The organism is Methyloglobulus morosus KoM1 (assembly GCF_000496735.2).
GTDB lineage: Bacteria > Pseudomonadota > Gammaproteobacteria > Methylococcales > Methylomonadaceae > Methyloglobulus > Methyloglobulus morosus.
Window position 1 is genome coordinate 1 of sequence record NZ_AYLO01000010.1, and the last position, 19,560, is coordinate 19,560.

The following is a 19,560-nucleotide window of genomic DNA, read 5'->3' on the forward strand; positions in this document are numbered from 1 at the left end:
CCAATTCCAAAACGATGACCTGATGTGCAGGAAGCTTGTCAGCTTACAGACGGCAAGATCGCTAAACGAATCCGATTTCGATGAAGACGGCCAACCAATCTATGATACCTACTATATCCAATGCATGTACAGCAAAGGACATCGTGTGCCCGTGCCTGGTGACATGAAGTACGGTACGGTGAAAGACTGGCATCCGCCGCCTCCACCCGATATGCCTGCGCCGTCCCAAAGGAGAGCAATCCGGGTTCAACATACAATCCCATGCAATGACAACGAAGCCACGTTAAGATAGATTGGATTGCTGTCCGGTTTATCGTATGCTAGATTATAAAAGAACAGGCTTCAATCCAGGGTTGCACAGTGACAACAGCGTTGCATTCCAAAAGAAATCGCCCTTACCTGCACACATTGCTATTTATGTTGCTAGTGAGCTGGATTTCTTTGGCCATTTCGGCAACTTGCACCATGCCTATGCCCTCGGCATTAAAGGCAATGCCCGAACACATGCCCGGATGTTCGGAATCAGGCGTACTTAAGCATACGTCCAAGACTATGCAGGATTGTACCCTCAAGCCGTGTCTTGACTCGCAAACTCATCCGTTCCCCGATTTTAACCGTCTGGCTAAACCTGACTTGCCAGTTTTGGTCTTGGGACTTATTTGGACGTTTTTCACCCTATCTATTTTTTACCTGCCCATACGGGTTCCCTGTAAAACGGACCCACCACCGACCGGGCGACGAATCCTGCTCATCTATCGGTTCTGCACCCTGCTGAATTAGCCACCCCTCAAAATCGAACCGTGCCTAGCCACATCGGCTCGGCGCATTGCGGTTCTGCAACTTGCGGAGCCTGTTTGTTCCGATTTGAGAGGAAAACTCCATGTCTTTTGTTATTTGTCCGTCGCCGCTGCGCCGCGCTTGTCCGGCGTGGACGGCGGTAATTTTCGGGTTGGCGCTGTTTTCGCCAGGCCTAGTTATCCATATTTCTACCGGACTATTCCGTGTGACTTGGGTTGAGGCACGGGCCGAAACGCAGCCTACGCACGACGATGAATCCATCCTGACACTCGATAAAGCGATAGAACAAGCGTTGTTAGGCAACCCTGGCTTGGGAGAAATCAAGGCACGGGCCGAGGCGATGGCAGCCATCCCTTCCCAAGAAGGCACTTTGCCCGATCCGACGATCAGGTTAGGCGCCCTTTACCTGCCGACCAACAGTTTCAACCTGCGGCAAGATGATTTCACCATGATGGAAGTGGGCATAAGCCAGGAGATTCCATTCCCCGGCAAGCTGGCATTGAGGGAAAAGATTGCCGAACAAGAAGCCTTAGCCGCTGCCGATTCAGTCGATGAAGCACGTTTGCGGCTAGTTAGGGAAGTAAAAACAGGCTGGTGGCGGCTATTCTATTATGACCGCGCGTTGAGCTTGCTAGATGAATCCGAGCAGTTTTTCTTGGGCCTCATCGACATTGCCCAAGCCAAATATAAGGTGGGCAAAGGGACTCAGCAAGATGTGCTCTTGGCTCAACTCGAACTGTCCAAGCTCAAGGACGAAAAACTAAACCTGACCAGCATGCGCCACGGTCAGGAAGCCAGGCTCAACGCCTTGTTGGATCGCACACCGGAAATGCCTGCACGGATTCCGGCGGAGGCTGATTTTAAGTTACCCGCCATTGTCGAATCCGCCTTACAGGACAAGGCTTTTAAACTCCGCCCCCTGTTTGCTCAACACCGTAAGATGTTGGATGCTGCGCAGTCCAAAGTCGATCTTGCCCAAAAAGGGTTCTATCCTGATTTTACTGTGGGTGCGTTTTATGATGTGCGGCAGAACACCCCGTCAGGACAGTCCCGCAGCGATTTTGCCAGTGTCCAACTGAGCATGAACCTGCCCATTTATGCAGGACGCAAACAAGCCAAGGCGATTGACCAACGTAAGAGCGAACTTTTGCAGGAGCAATATGCCCTGCAGGACGAGCATCACAAGATTCAGGCCGAGATAGCCGCTAAAGTCGCCGAGTATCAACATGCCAAGGAAAAGCTGTCGTTGCTCGAACATGAAATCATCCCGCAAGCGCAGCAAACACTGGATTCTTTGCTGGCAGGCTATCAAGTGAACCAGACCGATTTCACCGATCTACTGCGTACACAACTGAGTTTTTTCCAATATCAAACCCAATATTGGCAGGCATTGACCAACACCCAGCAAATCTTGGCCGAGTTGTCTGCCGAAGTGGGCGAGGAGCTGGATCATGGTTAAGTATGTTGGCTTTATTGTCATATTACTGTTCGGTATCGGATTGGGGTTCTGGTTAGGGCAACAGCAAGTCGCGCTAAATTCGCCTCCGGTAGTGGCGGAACGGAAACTGCTCTATTACCGCCATCCCATGAACCCTAAAGTGACTTCGCCTACACCCGCCAAGGACGATATGGGGATGGATTACCTACCGGTCTACGCGGAAGCACAGAGATTGCCGGAAGCGTCGCCGCAATCCGGCAAAATTCTCTATTACCGTCATCCAATGGGGGCAGCAGACACTTCTCCCGTACCCAAAAAAGATGAAATGGGCATGGATTACCTGCCTGTCTATGAAGGTGAACCGGAGACCTCCGGGCAAATCAGGATCAGCCCGGAAAAAATCCAAAAACTGGGCGTAAAGACAGAAATCGTGACCAAGCGAACGATCACCCGCAGCATCCGTGCGCTTGGCAGCATCCAGGTTGATGAACGGCGCATCCACGCTGTGACACCCAAGTTTGAAGGCTGGATTCAGCGCTTGTATGTCAACGCGACCGGACAAGCCGTCAAACGCGGTCAGCCACTGCTGGAAATCTACAGCCCGGAACTGCTGACCGCTCAGGAGGAATATCTGATTGCCCGGCAAGGGCAACAAGCACTTCAACAGGGAAGTATCCAGGCTCGCGGTACGGCGGAGCATCTGACCCACAACGCCTTGCAGCGCTTACATTATTGGGATATTGCCGAGGCACCGTTAAAGCGTTTACAAAATCAGGAAAAAACGCTGGATACCCTGCCATTGCTGTCGCCGGTCAATGGCGTGGTCATGGAGAAACCGGCAGTGGAAGGCATGCGGTTCATGCCCGGCGAATTGTTGTTTCGTATCGCCGATTTGAGCACGGTATGGCTAATTGCGGAGATATTTGAGCAAGAGATAGGTGGCGTACATCCAGGCCAAGCCGCTCAGGTGCATATCAATGCCTACCCGGATAAGCTGTTCAGCGGCAAGGTTGGCTTCATTTATCCGACATTGGCGACGGAAACACGCACCGTCAAAGTGCGTATCGAATTGCCTAATTCAGAAGGCTTATTGAAGCCAGGGTTGTACGGCAGTGTTGTGTTGGCAACGCAGGGAGGCAAGGACGCTCATCTGGCGGTTCCCGATTCCGCCGTTATTGACAGTGGTATGCGTCAGGTCGTATTGCTACAACGAAGCGCAGGGCAGTTCGAGCCACGTGCCGTGAAACTGGGGTTACAGACTGACGGATATTGGGAAGTATTAGAAGGATTAGAAACGGGTGATGAGGTCGTGACCCGCGCTAATTTCCTGATCGACGCGGAAAGTAACCTCAAGTCGGCTTTGGATAGCTTTGATAGCCCCGATGCTGGCGCTAGTCAGGCTACACCCGAAACAACGCCATTACCCCAACACGGAGGGCAATAACCATGTTGAACCATGTCATTGCCTGGTCTTTACGTAACGTGTTCCTGGTGATGCTGGCAACGCTTGGCATCATAATCGGCGGGATTTACGCACTGTCCAAAATGCCGCTGGATGCGCTGCCCGACCTGTCCGATGCTCAGGTCATCGTTTACACCGAATATCCTGGACAAGCACCGCAAGTCGTCGAGGATCAGGTCACTTACCCATTGACCACTGCGATGCTGAGCGTACCACGCTCGAAAGTCGTGCGTGGATTTTCCTTTTTTGGCGCCTCTTTCGTGTATGTCATCTTTGAAGACGATACCGATATTTACTGGGCACGTTCGCGGGTACTGGAATATCTCAACTTTGCCGCCGGACGCTTACCAACCAACGTAACGCCTAAACTGGGGCCGGATGCCACCGGGGTCGGCTGGGTTTATCAGTACGCATTATTGGCAAAAGACTATTCGCTGGCGGAATTGCGTACCCTGCAGGATTGGTTCGTGCGCTATCAACTGACCAAAGCCCAAGGCGTGGCCGAGGTCGCCAGCATCGGCGGCTTTGTACAACAGTATCAGGTCACTGTCGATCCGCACAAGCTGCAAGCGTACGGCATTCCGTTACATACCTTGAGCGATGCCATCCGTAACGGCAACCGCGATGTCGGCGGACGGGTGATTGAGCTTGCCGAAACCGAGTACATGGTGCGCGGACGCGGTTATCTGCGTGGTCAAGCGGACTTGGAACGGTTAGTCTTGAAAGCTGAAAAGGGTATCCCGGTGTTGGTGCGCGATGTGGCACGGGTGGAGCTGGTGCCCGATGAGCGCCGTGGCATTACTGAATGGAACGGTGAAGGCGAGGCGGTGTCCGGTATTGCGCTGGCCCGCTACGGTCAAAACGCACTGGAAGTCATCAGTAATATAAAGGAGCGGTTGCACGAAATCAGCGCTGGCTTACCAACCGGTGTCAACATACAAACGGTTTATGACCGCTCCGAGTTGATCCAACGCGCTATTGAGAATTTGCGCCATACCTTGCTGGAAGAAAGCGCGGTGGTTGCCTTGGTGTGCGTGGCATTCCTGTTGCACATACGGAGCGCCCTGGTTGCGATTCTGATGCTCCCTGTGGGTGTCCTTTTTGCCTTTATCGTTATGCAAGTGCTAGGAATGAATTCCAACATCATGAGCCTTGGAGGAATTGCCATTGCCATCGGCGCGATGGTGGATGCTGCCATCGTCATGATCGAGAACGCCCATAAACATCTGGAGCGAGATTCCGGTCGCCTGCCGCGTTTCGACAGTTTGCTGAATGCTTGCAAGGAAGTCGGCCCGCCGCTGTTTTTCAGCCTGTTGATCATCACGGTCTCTTTCCTGCCAGTGTTTGCGCTGGAAGCTCAAGAAGGTCGGCTATTCCATCCTCTGGCTTATACCAAGACGTTCGCAATGGCAGGAGCGGCGTTGCTGTCGGTAACGCTGATTCCGGTGTTGATGTGGCTGTTTATACGCGGAAAAATACTGCCAGAGCACCGCAACCCTATCAATCGATTCCTGATCTGGATATACCGCCCCATTATCGCCGCCGTTATGCGGTATAAAAAACTGACACTCGCTTTTGCATTGCTGATGCTGGCCGTTTCCTGGTATCCGGCCTCGCGTTTGGGCGGCGAGTTTATGCCGACGCTCAACGAAGGCACTTTATTGTTCATGCCGTTAACCCTGCCGGGGTTGCCACCGACCAAAGCCGCCGAATTGCTGCAAACCCAAGACCGCATCATAAAAAGCTTTCCCGAAGTCGAATCGGTGTTCGGTAAAGCCGGACGCGCCCTGACCGCCACCGACCCGGCACCGTTGGAAATGTCGGAAACCCTGGTCAATCTCAAGCCCGAATCCGCTTGGCGACCCGGCATGACCGTCGATAAACTGATTGCCGAGATGGATCAGGCGCTGCAAATCCCCGGTGTCAGCAATTCCTGGACGATGCCGATTAAAAACCGCATTGATATGTTGGCGACCGGCATCCGCACACCGATTGGCATCAAGTTGTTCGGCAAAGACTTGGCGGAAATGGAACGTCTGGCGCAACAGATCGAAAAAACCGTCAAGACCGTACCCGGCACCACCAGTGCTTATGCTGAACGCATCACCGGCGGCTTTTATCTGAACATCACCCCAGATTACGAAGCGTTGGCTCGCTATGGACTGTTGGTCGGTGATGTGCAAGACAATATCGCCACTGCCATTGGCGGCGAGACCGTCACCACCATGCTGGAAGGACGCGAACGGTTCGCCATCATTGTTCGTTATCCGCGTGAATTACGTGATAGTCCGCAAGCGATCGCCAATCACATCCTTGTCCCGGTTCCAGGCGGTGCGGTAGTCCCACTTGGCCAATTGGCGAAAATCAGCCTGGATAAAGGCCCGCCATCGATACGGACGGAGAACGCCTTGCTGTCCGCTTATATCTTCGTTGACCTGCGCGGACGCGACATCGACCGTTATGTGCGGGATGCCAAGCAAGCGGTGCAACAAGGGGTCAAGTTTCCTGCGGGCTACTACATCACCTGGAGCGGCCAGTTCGAATACATGGAACGGGCAAAGCAGCGGTTGAAACTGGTTGTGCCGCTCACGCTATGCATCATCTTCATCCTGCTTTATCTCAACTTCGGACGTTTGACCGAAACCCTGATTGTCATGCTATCCGTGCCGTTTGCCCTGATAGGCGGTATCTGGCTGCTGTGGTTCCTGGATTATAACGTCAGCGTCGCGGTGGGTGTCGGCTTCATTGCCTTGGCAGGCGTGGCCGCCGAAACCGGCGTGGTGATGCTGATTTATCTGGACCAGGCATTCCTGGAGAAGCAACGGCAATGCCTGGACGAAGGGCGCGATTTCTCTGAAACCGACCTTTACAGCGCATTGATGACTGGTGCAGCAGAGCGCTTACGACCGAAAATCATGACCGTCACGGCAATCATGGCAGGGCTACTGCCTATCCTCTGGAGCACCGGCACCGGCTCGGAAGTCATGCGCCGCATCGCTGCACCGATGGTGGGCGGCATGGTGTCGTCTACACTGTTGACCTTGGTCGTCATTCCGGCACTTTATGCCCTGGGCAAGCAATATGCCATCAACAAACAATCCAGAAATGGAACGATACGTTAACTGTACCTGAAAAACAATGTCACTAAACCATTGAATTACCGTGGAGAAAACCCATGAAAACTAAAAAACATGTTGTCATATTAATCACGTTTTTATTACTCACTGTTTCTGCGTGTGCCTCAAAGACTAAAGGATTTAAAAATGAGGGCTACCACTCACACCCTGGTGGCCAAGGCCATCCTTGGGATAAGGGACGCTCGTTTTAAATAAAAGTCACACAGCAGGGTTTATTAACCCAGCATTTGCTAAGAACAGTTGGATTTCATTCTTCAACCATGAGCAATTAAGGAGGTAAAACCGGACGATCCACTATAACTATCTTAAAAACCATGTTATCTTAACTATTTAATTAATCTGGAGAAAACCCATGAAAACAAAGTTTCTAATTACCCTGCTTTTGACTCTTGGATTACTGACCGCTTGTGCTGAGATGAACCCGCATCCGATGGATATGAGCCAAGCCGTGTTAAATGCGGAAACCAAAGCCGACCATGAGGCGCTGGCGAAACACTATGATGAAGAAGCTGAAGTAATGCAGCTTAAGGTTGATGAACACAAGAAACTTCTTGAACAGTACGAGTCAAAAGCCTATCTCTACGGCAGGCAGGCGGAAGACCTTAAAGCCCATTGCGAAAGGTTGGTTACCTCCTATGAAAATGCCGTCGATGCTAACCGGAAAATGGCTGAGATGCATCGGGGAATGGCACGATAACAAAGGTAAATAAGCTTACATGCCCGGTGTTTTATGGTTTAAGGCACCGGGAGATTTAGGGCTTCCTGGAGTTTGAAGCCCAATGATATGTTTTGTTTAACATTATTGTTTTCTATCTGGTGCAACAGGATTGATGTTGTTGTATGGGTGGGCATTTAACCGAACCGTAAGAGCAAAACACGCAGCAATCCCCTTGCTTTGGCTTAAGCAGGATTCCACAGGACTTACATTCATAGAAAAACAGGCAAGCATCGGTCGGCATCGTTTCCGTTTCGGCATGACCGCAATACGGGCAAGTGAGCGTCGAGTTGAGCGTTACGTCATTCATTTAACCTCCTTCCTGATAAAGGATGGATATCCGGCGGCCTTGGTTGCCTCCGTCAAGTTGTCCACCGTGGCGGTCGTATCGTCGAATTGCACCGTCGCGGTTTTATCCGCGTAATCAACTTTAACCTGTTGCACGCCGGCAACGTGTTCAAGCGCTTTCTTGACCGTGATAGGACAAACGGCGCAGGTCATGTTTTGTACATCGAGCGTGACCGTGCGGGACGCTGCCAAAGCCAAGTTAGATGTAACGGCAAACGCTAGAAAGAGCAGAAGGATTCTAATTTTCATCGGTTTTTCCTCAATAGAACAGCGGGGCGAACCATGGGAACGCCAGGAGACCCAATAAAGGGATGGTCACGCCCCAGAAAATGAAGCGCTGTTTACGGATGACTTCAATATCGGCGCAAGGTTTGCCGGGTTCGCATATTTGGGTTGTTAGGTAGAGCTTGCGGAATGTCAGGCCAATAAAAATCAAGGCCAGACCAAAGAACACTGGACGCACAGGCTCGAAGGCGGTCAGAGTTGCCACCCAAGCCCCGCCAATGCCAAGACTGAGCAACACCAAAGGGGCGACACAACACAAGCTCGCGGCTATCCCGGCAAGAACGCTGGCAATCAGGGTTTGTTTTGGGTTCATGACGATACCTCTTTTTTAGCTATTCCTATATTATAGGCACCGTACCTAAGTACGGAGGCAAGCCCCATGACGCAAAAAAACTTCACAATTGGCGCACTGGCGAAAAATGCCGGGGTGAATGTCGAAACGATCCGTTTTTATCAGCGACGTGGCTTGCTCATGGAACCCGTAAAGCCGTTCAATGGCGTTCGACATTACACCGAACGCGACGTGCAGCGGGTACAATCCATTAAACAAGGCCAGAAACTTGGCTTTTCGCTCGATGAAGTTTCGGAGTTGCTGAGCCTTGAGGATGGGCAACATTGCCGGGAAGCAAAAAACATTGCGCTTAAAAAGCTTGTGGTAATACGTGAACGCATCGAAGGCCTACGTACGATGGAAACAACCTTGTCCAATCTGGTTGAGAGCTGCGCCAGCAATACCGATTCAGTATCATGTCCGATCATCGTCACCCTGCTGGGAACATCGGGATAAGGCGATTTTCCGTTCCGTTGCCCTAATTAGAGGGAGTGGCTGGTTTGAATATTTTTATAGCTAACTTGTGTAGAAAATTGACTTACCGACTGGACCACATCAAAACAGTAGCAATCCGCATAAGATTTTCCTTGCTTGTCGGCTGCCTAGTTGTTGCGATCCAAGGTTGTGCGACGCTTAGCCCGTATTCTGACCCTACACCGTCAGGCGAAGACACCATATGCTTGCGTTGGCTTGATAACATTGAGTCGAAGGTAGAGGAATATGGTATACGTGACACTGAAGCCTTGCGAATCAATGGTTTTCCCCAGCTTAGGGTCAACCGCTTCTTGGCTTCGATAGCCGACCGGACGACATCATCAAATGATGCTTTTGCCGAATGGTTGGAACTCATGCGACAACTCGGTTCAGCAGGCATAAAGTTTGAATTCGCCAATCTGCCCATTACAACCAGGCAACAGCTGGTTTCGATAAGACCTAAAACGGGCACTTTTGACCAAGCATTGGAAGTTTGCGGCAAACGCCTGAACAAGCTCATTATAAATAACGCCAAACATAAAAAAACCCTATTGGAACGGGCGCAAGTCCCCGATGCATACCAAAGCTGGAAACGTGTTGTTGGCTTTTATCCACTGGCGCGTTACGTTGCGACCATCGGTATCGAACGGTTGCATCGGGAACTGGACGCCAGCTTCAATATCCCTCTGGAAAAACTGCCGCAACAAGGCCAACTTATCCGCTATATTCCCCTGGACAGAGGTAGGTTAACGCCCGAATATATTTCCGCAATCTTAAAAATAGTATATGACAATCCGCTAGGTATTCCTCACCTGACATCCTTACAATTGCAGCAATTATTGGCGCATTTCGCGCCCGTATGGGAAATGGATACCCGCAACGATACCGATAGGATAGGTACTGTCAGGTTGAACCGTTTTAATCAACCTTGGATTGACATCACTAAACCGACAGTTTATGTCGCACAGGGATATACCCGATGGCATGGCAAGGTGCTGTTGCAATTGACCTACCAAATCTGGCTGCCGGCACGGGAGAAAACTGGTCTGCTGGATCTATACGGCGGCTCACTGGATAGCGTAATTTGGCGCGTTACAATCGGTGCTGAAGGCAAGCCTATCGCCTTCGACAGCATTCACGGTTGCGGTTGCTATTACCTGCTGTTTCCTAGCAAAGGTTACCGGGCAATCCCAGCCAAGGAAGGTTCAGAACCCGTGTTAAGCCCTAAGGCCATAACAATTCTTTCACCCCATCAACGGCTGTGGCTGCGCTTGCAAAGCCGTACCCATTACCTGCAGCAGGTCTCGCCCATGCGCGATACATCAGAGATTGCAACGCTTGGTTATAGCCTTAATGGGATGGAACAACTTCGTTCTATACCGATGCCAAATGGTACAAAGCGCAGCCTGTACGGTGAAGACGGCCTTATTGATAGCAGCGCACGGGCGGAACGATTCCTGCTTTGGCCTTACGGTGTCCCCAGTCCAGGCGCAATGCGACAATGGGGAACCCATGCAATTGCTTTCATCGGAAAGCGCCATTTCGATGATCCTTATTTATTAGAGGATTTATTGACCCAGGAATAAGCTAACAAAACCAGGATTCGATGCTCCAATTCATTATGGGACATTAAAGAGACAATTTCCCCATCATATCAAGGCACCGGACAAAAACTGCGTCATATTTACCCCGAAATTTGAAAGACCAAACAAGGAGCCGAGAGGACGCTTTCGGCCTTCCATCCATTAAACAAACGGTTCTGGATAGTTAGAAGTTTTTTGCCGAAGTGCGATGCATATTGCCGAATGGCTACTGCTATATCCTGGTCGTTCATAGCCTAAAGTACGCCGCGCTCTATTTCCTGTAGATAGATAAAATTTGGTGCTTTTACGCCGGCCTTCTTTCTGATTTCCACCAATTCCGGGGATTCAAAGAACCTACGGGCATTATCTAGCGATAACCATTCAGAGAAGTGGACGATGTTGTCCGCATTATTGTCGTACCGTAGCAATTGATAGCTGACTTCCCCAGCATTTTTTCTGATGTTTGCCGCTTCATCAAAAACAACTTTCCATGCCGGATAGCTATCGACTTCATGAATGATTAAAACATATTGCATTTAAATTCCAATTACCGGTTGCCAGAAAACAAAACATAAAGCCAACTGTGCGCGGTTAAACAAGTTGAAAGACAAAACCGCATGATCATCGTGCGTCCGGATGAGGACTATATTATGTTTTAACTTATCAACCAATACTTCGGCGCTCAGTTGGTTTTGTCGTTTACGCTTAAGTATGTCACGATTGTACTTACTTATCGGGCATTTAAAGATTTTTTTCAAATTCCTGGCAAAGACGGTGAGTATTCAAAAAAACATTGGGTTTTGTTTGGCCCGCTATTGAATTTCTCAAGATGTCTATTGAAGAATTCACTATGCACCCCGACTATTAGCGTTAACGTTGAATAATGAGCAGGATCCCAAATGACTGATTCTTTGCATCTCGTTTGCCCAAACTGCCAAGCAGTAAACCGAGTGCCTTCCATGCGGCTTGCCCAACATCCTAATTGCGGCAAATGTCATCAGCCGATCTTCAATGGGAAGCCATTAGAGCTGACTGCCGCCACTTTCCAGAGCCATATCCTTAATAATGACATCCCGATCCTGTTGGATTTTTGGGCGCCTTGGTGTGGGCCTTGCAAGATGATGGCACCTGCTTTTGTCCAGGCAGTGGTGATTTTGGAACCCAGGGTGCGTTTAGCCAAAGTGGACACGGATAGTGAGCAGGGATTGGGAAACCAATACGTTATCCGAAGCATACCGACCTTAGTCTTGTTTAAAGGCGGTAAAGAGTTGGCACGCCAGTCGGGTGCCATGGGTGTCCAAGATATCGTGAAATGGGTGAACATCCATAAGTAGCCAGACATTACATGATTTTGTTTTCCGTCTATTGAGAGGTTTTGGCTTTATAGTTTTGTCTCGCCTCATTCTCTTTGCGCGCAGCGTCTATCTCACGCATTACACCCCTAACGTCGGCAGGTTTGGCGTTGTCTTCGAAATGGCCAGTTAGCTGGGTTTCGGGTTGAAGTTCGCCGCTTTGGTACAGCTTCCACATTTCCTTGCCGTAGGCGGTTGTCAGCAACTCGGGCGCGAAGCGGCCGAAATAGCTGGCCATGTTGTCGATGTCCCGCTCCAGCATCATGTGGGCATTGTTGTTGCCCGCCGCATCGACGGCTTGGGGCAGATCAATGATGACTGGCCCATCGCTGCTAACCAGTACATTGTATTCCGATAAATCACCGTGGATAAGGCCATCGCACAACATGCGGACAATCTGGGATATTAGGAACCGATGGTATGTCCTGGCCTGTTCCGGCTCCATTTCGAGGTCGTTGAGCCTGGGTGCAGGGTTTCCGTCTATATCGGTCACCAGCTCCATCAGCAACACGCCGTCGATGAAGTTAAGGGGTCGAGGCACCCTGACACCGGCCTCTGAAAGGCGGTACAGGGCAGTCACTTCGGCATTTTGCCAAGTCGACTCCTGCTCCTTGCGGCCATAACGGCTCCCCTTCTCCATGGCGCGGGCGCGTCGACTGTTGCGTACTTTACGGCCTTCCTGATAAAGCACGCTTTGGCGGAAGCTGCGCTGGTCGGCCTCTTTATAGACCTTCGCACAACAGGTTTCCGTCCCACAACGTACCACATAGACAGCGGCTTCCTTGCCGCTTTTCAGGGAATGCAGAACTTCGTCGATGAGGCCGTTGTCGATTAACGGTTCGAGTCTTTTAGGTGTTTTCATGGGGGATATTATGCGGCTTTTGTAGGTATTTCCTCCAGAACAATGAGCATTTGATCAGTTTCACACTCACTTTTTGACGTATTTACGCCCAAATACTGCGCCAACAGTGCCAACAACCAAGGCAGGCATCAACACCCGTATGAATTCCGAAACGAGCACCCATCCCCATTCCGAAAAAAAGCTGCCAACCCTCATCGGAGAAACCTCGATTGGCCTAAAGGGGAAAGATACCCGCTCAGAACTTAAAGGCCAATACAAGGCGCCACCTAGCCCGCCATTGGTTATGGCATCCAAGAAGGCATGGGAAAAGCACGATACGAAACAAAGCCAAAATAATGCCCAAGGCTTGGATCGGAGTTGCCTGTGAAAATACGTTTCTTCAAGGCTTTATTATTATGGTGCTTTTTTTGTTTAGCGGCTATATTTACAACAAATCCGGTTACACATGTCAGTGCGCCGTTATTCCCAACCTGTATAGGCGCACCGACTCAAGTATTGTCCCTGGCCAATAAAGGGTTGAAAGTGCGTTAAAGTTTGCTGGTGAGCGTGAGTCCAATCTTTCTGTATTAGCTAGGGATTCTTTGCAATGGCGTACCCATTTGTCAAAGCTGAAGCCAATAGTGGCTTGATCGATAGGGATATTTAAAATGAGGCATTCAAGCAACCGAATAGGCTTAAACCTTTCATACAAAATTCGTATCTCTATGAGCCTTTCTTACAGCCCGTCTTTAAGAACCCTTAAAGATCTTTCCCCCAGATAGTTAGACGGATCATGAAAATAGTTGCCCTAACCCTCAGGAAGCTGCTTAACAGCCTTGAAGCCATCATAATAGGCTATCCCAACACGCTGATTTTGCTGACCTGTATTGCCTGCGGCTTTAGTGTGTTTTACACCGCCGAAAACCTCAAAATCAATACCGACACGACGAATATTCTTTCCCCCGATTTACCTTTCCAGCAAGACCGACAACGATTTTTAAAGGCTTTCCCTCAAGATGACCAGGCTATATTGGTTGTGGTCGATGCCAAGTCACCCGAACAGACGACAAAAGCATTGTCCTATCTCGGTAATGAATTCAGGGAGATAAAACAGCAAGTCGAGTCCGTCTATATTCCTGGCGAAGGCCCGTATTTCGACAAATATGGCCTACTTTATCTTGAGCTTGACGACCTCAAAGATCTATCGTCAAAGCTGGCGGAAGCGCAGCCCTTCATAGGCACATTGTCCGGTGACAATAGCCTTAAGGGATTGCTATCCATAATCGAACTCGCCCTGACCCAGGATGACCGCGACCTGCCAATCGACTTGACTGTCTTGCTGGATAAAATCCGAGCGGCTGTCAGGGCAGAATTGGAGGGGAAAAATTACCAGTTATCCTGGCAACAAATGATGTTCGGTACAGGGCAAGGTGTACTGACCACACAGCGGTTTATCCTGCTCAAGCCTAAGCTTGACTTTAGCTCAATGGTGCCTGCAGAACAATCGCTCAAATCGGTTAGACGTGTCGTCGAAAATGCCAAACAACTTTTTCCAGATACAAGAATACGGCTGACTGGTGAAGTTGTTTTAGAACATGATGAACTGGAAAGTGTCCAGTACAGTACAGCTATGGCTTCGGTGTTCTCCGTCCTATTGGTGTTTATCTCATTAATGGTCGGGTTCAGGTCGCTGAAACTGACAATCGTCACACTCATTGTCATGACGATGGGTTCGATTTTGACCGCTGGTTTTGCCGCACTAGCGATTGGTAGTGTAAACCTTATTTCTATATCATTTGCGGTGTTGTATATCGGTATCGCTGACGATTATGCCGTTCAACTGTGCTTACGTTACCGAGAACTGTTGCAAGAAAAGCTTCCCAAAAAGCAAGCATTGATTACGGCCCTGCATTCAGTAGGGCCCTCTACTGCCCTTTGTGCGATAACCGCATCGATTGGCTTTTTCGCATTTATTCCCACCGCTTATACCGGGGTTTCCGAGCTTGGCATCATTGCTGGTGCCGGGATTTTTATAGCCTTTACTATTTCCATGGTGGTGCTGCCCGCATTGCTGGGCCTATTGTCGCTAGACCCAGTCAAAGCCACTGCGCCCAAATATGCTTTTCCCGATTGGGCTTACCGTTTCCCTACCCAAAATAGGGGGCTCATTCGATGGCTGTCCGCAATACTTACCATTGCAGGATTGGCGTTGCTCACGCAAGTCAAGTTCGATTTTAACCCGCTCAACTTGCGCGACCCCAACAGCGAGGGGGTCGCCACTTTTAGGGAATTGCTGAAAACCAAGGAAACGTCACCAATGACACTCTCCGTTCTTTCTCCAAACAAGGCTGATGCGTTAGCGACAGCACAGAAATTAAAACAACTGGGTTCGGTTGAAAGCGCGGTCACCATTTTCGATTTCGTGCCGGAAAGCCAGGAAGAAAAACTGGCTGTCATCGAAGACTTGTCCGTAGTGCTCGGCTTGCAATTGAATGAATTTCCGCCGCTTCATGAAGACACTATCGAAAACCACAGCCAAGCACTCTCACATCTGCAAAAGACGATAGGGCAAAAATTAAAAGGCATGCCAGAAGAGAGCCCATTATCCATATCCTTACAATTACTTGACAACGATTTAAAGCAGTACCTTGTCCAATTGGAAGCCAACCCTATCCCGACAAAAAAACTCAGTCTTGAAAAATTACAAACCGGTTTATTGGACACTTTACCAGACACCATGAATAGCTTGTTCAAGGGACTAAAAGCGGACACAGTCTCGATAAACGCACTCCCTAAAGACTTAACCGAACGCTGGCTCAACCAAGAGGGCATATACCGAATTATGGTCTTCCCCAGCAAAGACCTTAACGACCTCGGCAACATGGAAGAATTCATAGGCGAAGTCAGGCAAATTGCACCCCATGCAACCGATTTGCCGGTGATCTATTTGGAAACAGGCAAAGCGGTAGTGAAGGCCTTTCAGCAAGCATTAATGGCTGCCTTGCTGGCAATTACGGTCGTTTTGCTGGTTATCCAGCGCAGCATAAAAGAGACCTTACTGACACTTTTACCGTTGCTTATGGCAGCCATATTGACTGGCGCGTCTACGGTGCTAATGGACAACCCTTTTAATTTTGCCAACATCATTATCATTCCGCTCCTGTTTGGGCTGGGTGCAGACGGGGGCATTTTCATTAGCCGACGTTTACGCAGCTTATCTTCCAAGGATGACAGCGTGTTACGCACCAGTACAGCCAGAGGCGTAATTTTCAGTAACCTGACCACGATTTGCAGCCTGGTCAGCATGGCTTTTACCCCACATTTAGGTTTGGCGAGCATGGGTCAACTTTTGACAATCGGTTTGGTGTTGACAATGGTATGTACGCTTCTGGTTTTGCCGGCGTTTAGTAATAACCGAAGGGGATCATTGTCGAACAAGCCCAGTAATTAAGTCATTTTTTCGAAGGTGCATTCTCGATACGCCCTTGAAATGAGTTGAGCCTACGAAATTCAGCCCCAATGTTAAATCAATTTCGATTCCCGTCAATAAATGCAGGCTTCAGTGGTATTATTTTTAAGATAGAGATAGCCCCGCTCGATCTGCTATTGATTCTTCGATAGGATGGCCGTCACAAGAGTCCATTTATCCGCCACGATGCGCCTCGTCCACGAAGGCTTGGGACTTGCAGGCATGTTGCGGTTTTGCCTAAACTATACTTGGCCCACACTTTATTTCCAGCGCACATCATGAAATCAAGAGCTAAAATCATTGCCGTCTTGGCCTTGTCCGGATTGCTCGGGGCATGTTCTGGTCAAAAGCCCACCGTCACCACGGCCAACATCGCTGCCGTCAAACCCCAACCCCGAAACCTAACCAACCGGACGATGTATAACATACCGCCGTTTAGGCTGCCCGGACAATGGACTGTGGGTGATATTTTGCAAACTTACGGCGCAGACGTGAAAGGCAAACTCGGATACTATTTTGCCAAGGCCAAGGTACCCTACCCTCCTCGGGAAGCTACCCTCATCGCCTTGAAACAGGAAAAGAAATTGGAGTTGTGGGCGAGGGACAGCGGCGGGTTCCGCTTCATCCGCGACTATTACATCTTGGCCGCCAGCGGCGTGGCCGGCCCCAAATTGCGCCAGGGCGACAGGCAAGTACCGGAAGGCATCTACCGCATCGAGGAGCTCAATCCCAACAGCCATTACCACTTGTCCATGAAAATAAACTACCCCAACGAATTCGACATTTTCCATGCCCAACAGGAGGGACGCACTGATTTGGGCTCGGATATTTTCATCCATGGCAAAACCGCTTCCATCGGTTGTCTGGCCATGGGCGACGAAGCGATAAAAGAACTTTTTGTCCTCACGGCGCAAATTGGTGTCCAAAACGTGAAAGTCGTTATTGCGCCACACGACCCCAGGATCTACCCCCTGAAAGTTGAGGCTGACACCGAAGAATTTCCAGAATGGATCCCGGAGTTATATGCGATCATTTCCCGCGAAATTGGAGCCTTGCCCCCTGTGATGAAGTCCGCAAAAACAGGCTTATAGCCATTAAGGATTTACCCATTGGGTAACAGGGCTATAGGTTGTTGAGCCCAATACTTGTGTGTTGAATGCCGGTACAATTCAAGCATTCCATTGATTAACCGTATACTACCGCTTGGCTTTGACTGTCATGTCATTGGCAAGCTGCCTTATCATTTTTACTAAGTTCCAGGTAAGACAGACATGAATACCCTCGCCACTATCAAAGGAATTATGTTTGACCTGGATGGTGTCCTTTACGTTGGCTCGAATGCCATCGAAGGTGCCGTTGAAGCGATTGAAAAAATTCGCCTCAGCGGTTTGCCCTGCCGTTTTGTCACTAACACCAGCACTTTATCATTGGCATCCTTACAACAGAAAATCAATGCCATGGGCTTTTCAATTCCTGCCGATGAGATTATTAGTGCTCCCCAAGCCACCTTACTTTACCTTAAGAAACAGCACGAACCGGTTTGCCGTTTGCTATTGGCAAATGATGTACAAAAAGACTTTAAAGATTTTCCTCAGTCCAATACGAAAGCAAATTATGTTGTGGTCGGCGATATTGGCAATGCCTGGTCTTATCCGTTGTTAAATGAAGTTTTCAATTGTCTGATGCAGGGCGCGAAACTGATCGCTATCCATAAAAACCGATTCTGGCAGACGGAACATGGCTTGCAAATGGATATCGGCGGGTTTATCGAAGGCCTGGAATATGCGAGCGGTTCCAAAGCCCTGATTATCGGGAAACCATCTGCCGAATTCTTCCAAATCGCTTTGGATGACATGGGGCTAAAACCTCAAGAAGTCGCAATTATCGGTGATGATATTGATGTGGATATAGGCGGAGGCCAACAGCTTGGGCTAATGGGAGTTTTGGTAAAGACTGGCAAGTATCGCCAAAGCTACACGGAATCTTCCCTCATCAAACCGGGCTTAGTTATAGATTCGATCATAAGTTTACCCGGCCTGTTGGGTTGTTAGTGTCATTTTCTATTGGCATCCTATCTAGAGCCTGTCGTTATAGAAAGCATTGCTAATTAACTCCCAATGTTATCCACTTACCGTGCCGAACAACATACCGACACTGGCGGTAATACCCATCGACAACATACCCCAAAACGTAACGCGGCTTATGGCTGTAAAAACAGAGGCTCCACCGGTCAAGGCGGATACCCCGCCCAACAAGATCAGCGAGAACAGTGAAATAGAACCCACTGTAGCAATCAGGGGCATCGTATCCAGTCCTGTTAGATCAATAACAATTTGATTGATATTAGCCACAGGCAAATAAGGGAAAAATAGGACCATCAATAGCGGCAACAGTGCGCCCAGAGAAAATGTCAGTGCGGAGATTAAGGCCGCTTGTAAGGGACGCGCTGCGGTGATTTCAGTCAGCCCTAATTCATCCCGCGCATGCGCTGCCAAAGCATCGTGGGCCATGAGTTGCTCGGCAACCTGCTGAGCCAGATCGGGTTCAAGCCCCCTGTCAATATAGATCGCTTTTAATTCATTCACTTCATGAGGGTGATTTTCCGCCAGCTCCCGCTCTTCCCTCCTGAGATCCGCTCGCTCAGTATCGACTTGGGAGCTGACTGAAACATATTCGCCCGCAGCCATCGACATCGCCCCGGCAACCAAGCCCGCCGTCCCACTAACAAGTATTGCATGAAAGTCGGCATGGGCGGCAGCCACCCCAATCACAAGGCTTGTCGTAGAGACGATGCCATCATTGGCACCCAACACGGCTGCGCGTAACCACCCGATCCGGTGTGCGCGATGAAATTCAGAATGCCTCACTTCAGCTCCCCTTCTTTAGTATTTTGTATTGCCCCAGGGCTATTGGTAAGTGTCATCGATGTCTTTTTTGCCCGTCAACATGGCTTTAACCAGATTCTCCTTATCGACAGCACTGGAAACGATAACGCCAACGATGTGTAAAAACACCAGCAATAACGTTAGGTTAGAGAAAAACTCATGTAACTCTTCCCAATATTCTTCACCTTGCTTATCAACCTCTTGGTTGTTATCGATAAGTTCGGAATCTTCACTTTCTTCCTCGTTATCATTTTCTTCTGCTTTGGCCACAGAAATCAGGCTAAAAGACTGTGTTTCTAGATGGACTTGCTTTGTTGTTATGGCAAATGGCCCTTTATTATCCTCTACGGCGTATAATTTCAATCCGGTTAAAGTGGTTCCCGCCAGGCAGAGCAACAAAGCAATTACCATAATACCCCCAGCCGGGTTATGGCCAATATAA

Annotated in this window: 16 protein-coding genes and 3 pseudogenes; 12 read left to right on the forward strand and 7 right to left on the reverse strand. The window is 49.6% G+C overall.

Translation table 11 applies throughout. The features are described 5' to 3' along the window. From MGMO_RS19835 to MGMO_RS01635, 6 genes and pseudogenes are all read left to right on the forward strand, one after another. Window positions 1-292: pseudogene (locus tag MGMO_RS19835) on the forward strand (hypothetical protein); the annotation flags it as partial. 25 nt (window positions 293-317) lie between these two features. Further along, window positions 318-536 (forward strand): hypothetical protein, encoded by a 219-nt coding sequence (locus MGMO_RS01615; RefSeq protein WP_036306494.1) that lies wholly within the window; start codon window positions 318-320, stop codon window positions 534-536. A gap of 344 nt (window positions 537-880) precedes the next feature. Beyond that, a complete protein-coding gene (locus MGMO_RS01620) occupies window positions 881-2,257 on the forward strand; it encodes a TolC family protein (RefSeq protein ID WP_023493266.1) in 1,377 nt (458 codons plus the stop codon). After that, window positions 2,250-3,680 carry an efflux RND transporter periplasmic adaptor subunit gene (locus tag MGMO_RS01625; protein WP_023493267.1) on the forward strand — a complete coding sequence of 477 codons (1,431 nt, stop codon included), beginning with the start codon at window positions 2,250-2,252 and terminating at the stop codon, window positions 3,678-3,680. Before MGMO_RS01620 ends, MGMO_RS01625 begins: the two co-directional genes overlap by 8 nt. Window positions 3,681-3,682: 2 nt before the next feature. Further along, window positions 3,683-6,820 (forward strand): efflux RND transporter permease subunit, encoded by a 3,138-nt coding sequence (locus tag MGMO_RS01630; protein ID WP_023493268.1) that lies wholly within the window; start codon window positions 3,683-3,685, stop codon window positions 6,818-6,820. Window positions 6,821-7,187: 367 nt separating this feature from the next. After that, the gene (locus tag MGMO_RS01635) at window positions 7,188-7,532 is read left to right on the forward strand and encodes a hypothetical protein (protein ID WP_023493270.1); all 345 of its coding nucleotides are present in this window, start codon (window positions 7,188-7,190) and stop codon (window positions 7,530-7,532) included. 112 nt (window positions 7,533-7,644) lie between these two features. Here MGMO_RS01635 and MGMO_RS18815 read toward each other — a convergent pair whose 3' ends face one another. Together MGMO_RS18815 and merP are read right to left on the reverse strand one after the other, a co-directional pair. Beyond that, window positions 7,645-7,860: a GDCCVxC domain-containing (seleno)protein gene (locus MGMO_RS18815; protein WP_082458241.1), complete on the reverse strand. Its 216-nt coding sequence runs from the start codon at window positions 7,858-7,860 to the stop codon at window positions 7,645-7,647. After that, window positions 7,857-8,496: pseudogene (gene merP, locus MGMO_RS21240) on the reverse strand (mercury resistance system periplasmic binding protein MerP). The gene MGMO_RS18815 and the pseudogene merP overlap by 4 nt, the downstream one beginning before the upstream one ends. 66 nt (window positions 8,497-8,562) lie before the next feature. Here merP and merR point away from each other — a divergent pair. Together merR and MGMO_RS01655 are read left to right on the forward strand one after the other, a co-directional pair. Next, the gene (gene merR / locus MGMO_RS01650; protein ID WP_023493274.1) at window positions 8,563-8,970 is read left to right on the forward strand and encodes an Hg(II)-responsive transcriptional regulator; all 408 of its coding nucleotides are present in this window, start codon (window positions 8,563-8,565) and stop codon (window positions 8,968-8,970) included. A 44-nt stretch (window positions 8,971-9,014) separates the two neighbouring features. Beyond that, entirely contained in the window at window positions 9,015-10,574 is a 1,560-nt protein-coding gene (locus MGMO_RS01655; protein WP_023493275.1) for a hypothetical protein, read from the forward strand. Window positions 10,575-10,825: 251 nt separating this feature from the next. Here MGMO_RS01655 and MGMO_RS01660 read toward each other — a convergent pair whose 3' ends face one another. Beyond that, complete coding sequence (locus tag MGMO_RS01660; protein WP_023493276.1) at window positions 10,826-11,107, reverse strand: hypothetical protein; 282 nt, start codon at window positions 11,105-11,107, stop codon at window positions 10,826-10,828. A 363-nt stretch (window positions 11,108-11,470) separates the two neighbouring features. On the opposite strand from MGMO_RS01660, the gene trxC reads away from it, so the two are divergent. Continuing rightward, a complete protein-coding gene (gene trxC / locus MGMO_RS01670) occupies window positions 11,471-11,905 on the forward strand; it encodes a thioredoxin TrxC (protein WP_023493277.1) in 435 nt (144 codons plus the stop codon). Window positions 11,906-11,933: 28 nt separating this feature from the next. Here the strand turns inward: trxC and MGMO_RS01675 are convergent, their stop codons facing one another. Next, window positions 11,934-12,785: a PA4780 family RIO1-like protein kinase gene (locus MGMO_RS01675; protein ID WP_023493278.1), complete on the reverse strand. Its 852-nt coding sequence runs from the start codon at window positions 12,783-12,785 to the stop codon at window positions 11,934-11,936. Window positions 12,786-12,851: 66 nt separating this feature from the next. Further along, window positions 12,852-13,091: pseudogene (locus MGMO_RS21010) on the reverse strand (hypothetical protein); the annotation flags it as partial. Between the two features lie 466 nt (window positions 13,092-13,557). On the opposite strand from MGMO_RS21010, the gene MGMO_RS01685 reads away from it, so the two are divergent. The 3 genes from MGMO_RS01685 (at window position 13,558) to MGMO_RS01695 (ending at window position 18,284) form a co-directional block, all read left to right on the forward strand. Then, a complete protein-coding gene (locus MGMO_RS01685; RefSeq protein ID WP_023493280.1) occupies window positions 13,558-16,215 on the forward strand; it encodes an MMPL family transporter in 2,658 nt (885 codons plus the stop codon). A gap of 296 nt (window positions 16,216-16,511) precedes the next feature. Next, window positions 16,512-17,324 (forward strand): L,D-transpeptidase family protein, encoded by an 813-nt coding sequence (locus tag MGMO_RS01690; protein ID WP_023493281.1) that lies wholly within the window; start codon window positions 16,512-16,514, stop codon window positions 17,322-17,324. 180 nt (window positions 17,325-17,504) lie between these two features. Further along, complete coding sequence (locus MGMO_RS01695) at window positions 17,505-18,284, forward strand: TIGR01458 family HAD-type hydrolase (protein WP_023493282.1); 780 nt, start codon at window positions 17,505-17,507, stop codon at window positions 18,282-18,284. 69 nt (window positions 18,285-18,353) lie between these two features. Here the strand turns inward: MGMO_RS01695 and MGMO_RS01700 are convergent, their stop codons facing one another. After that, a complete protein-coding gene (locus tag MGMO_RS01700) occupies window positions 18,354-19,100 on the reverse strand; it encodes a VIT1/CCC1 transporter family protein (protein ID WP_023493283.1) in 747 nt (248 codons plus the stop codon). Between the two features lie 39 nt (window positions 19,101-19,139). Continuing rightward, window positions 19,140-19,560: cytochrome b/b6 domain-containing protein (locus MGMO_RS01705; RefSeq protein ID WP_036306510.1), on the reverse strand; the 421-nt coding region annotated here is incomplete at its 5' end.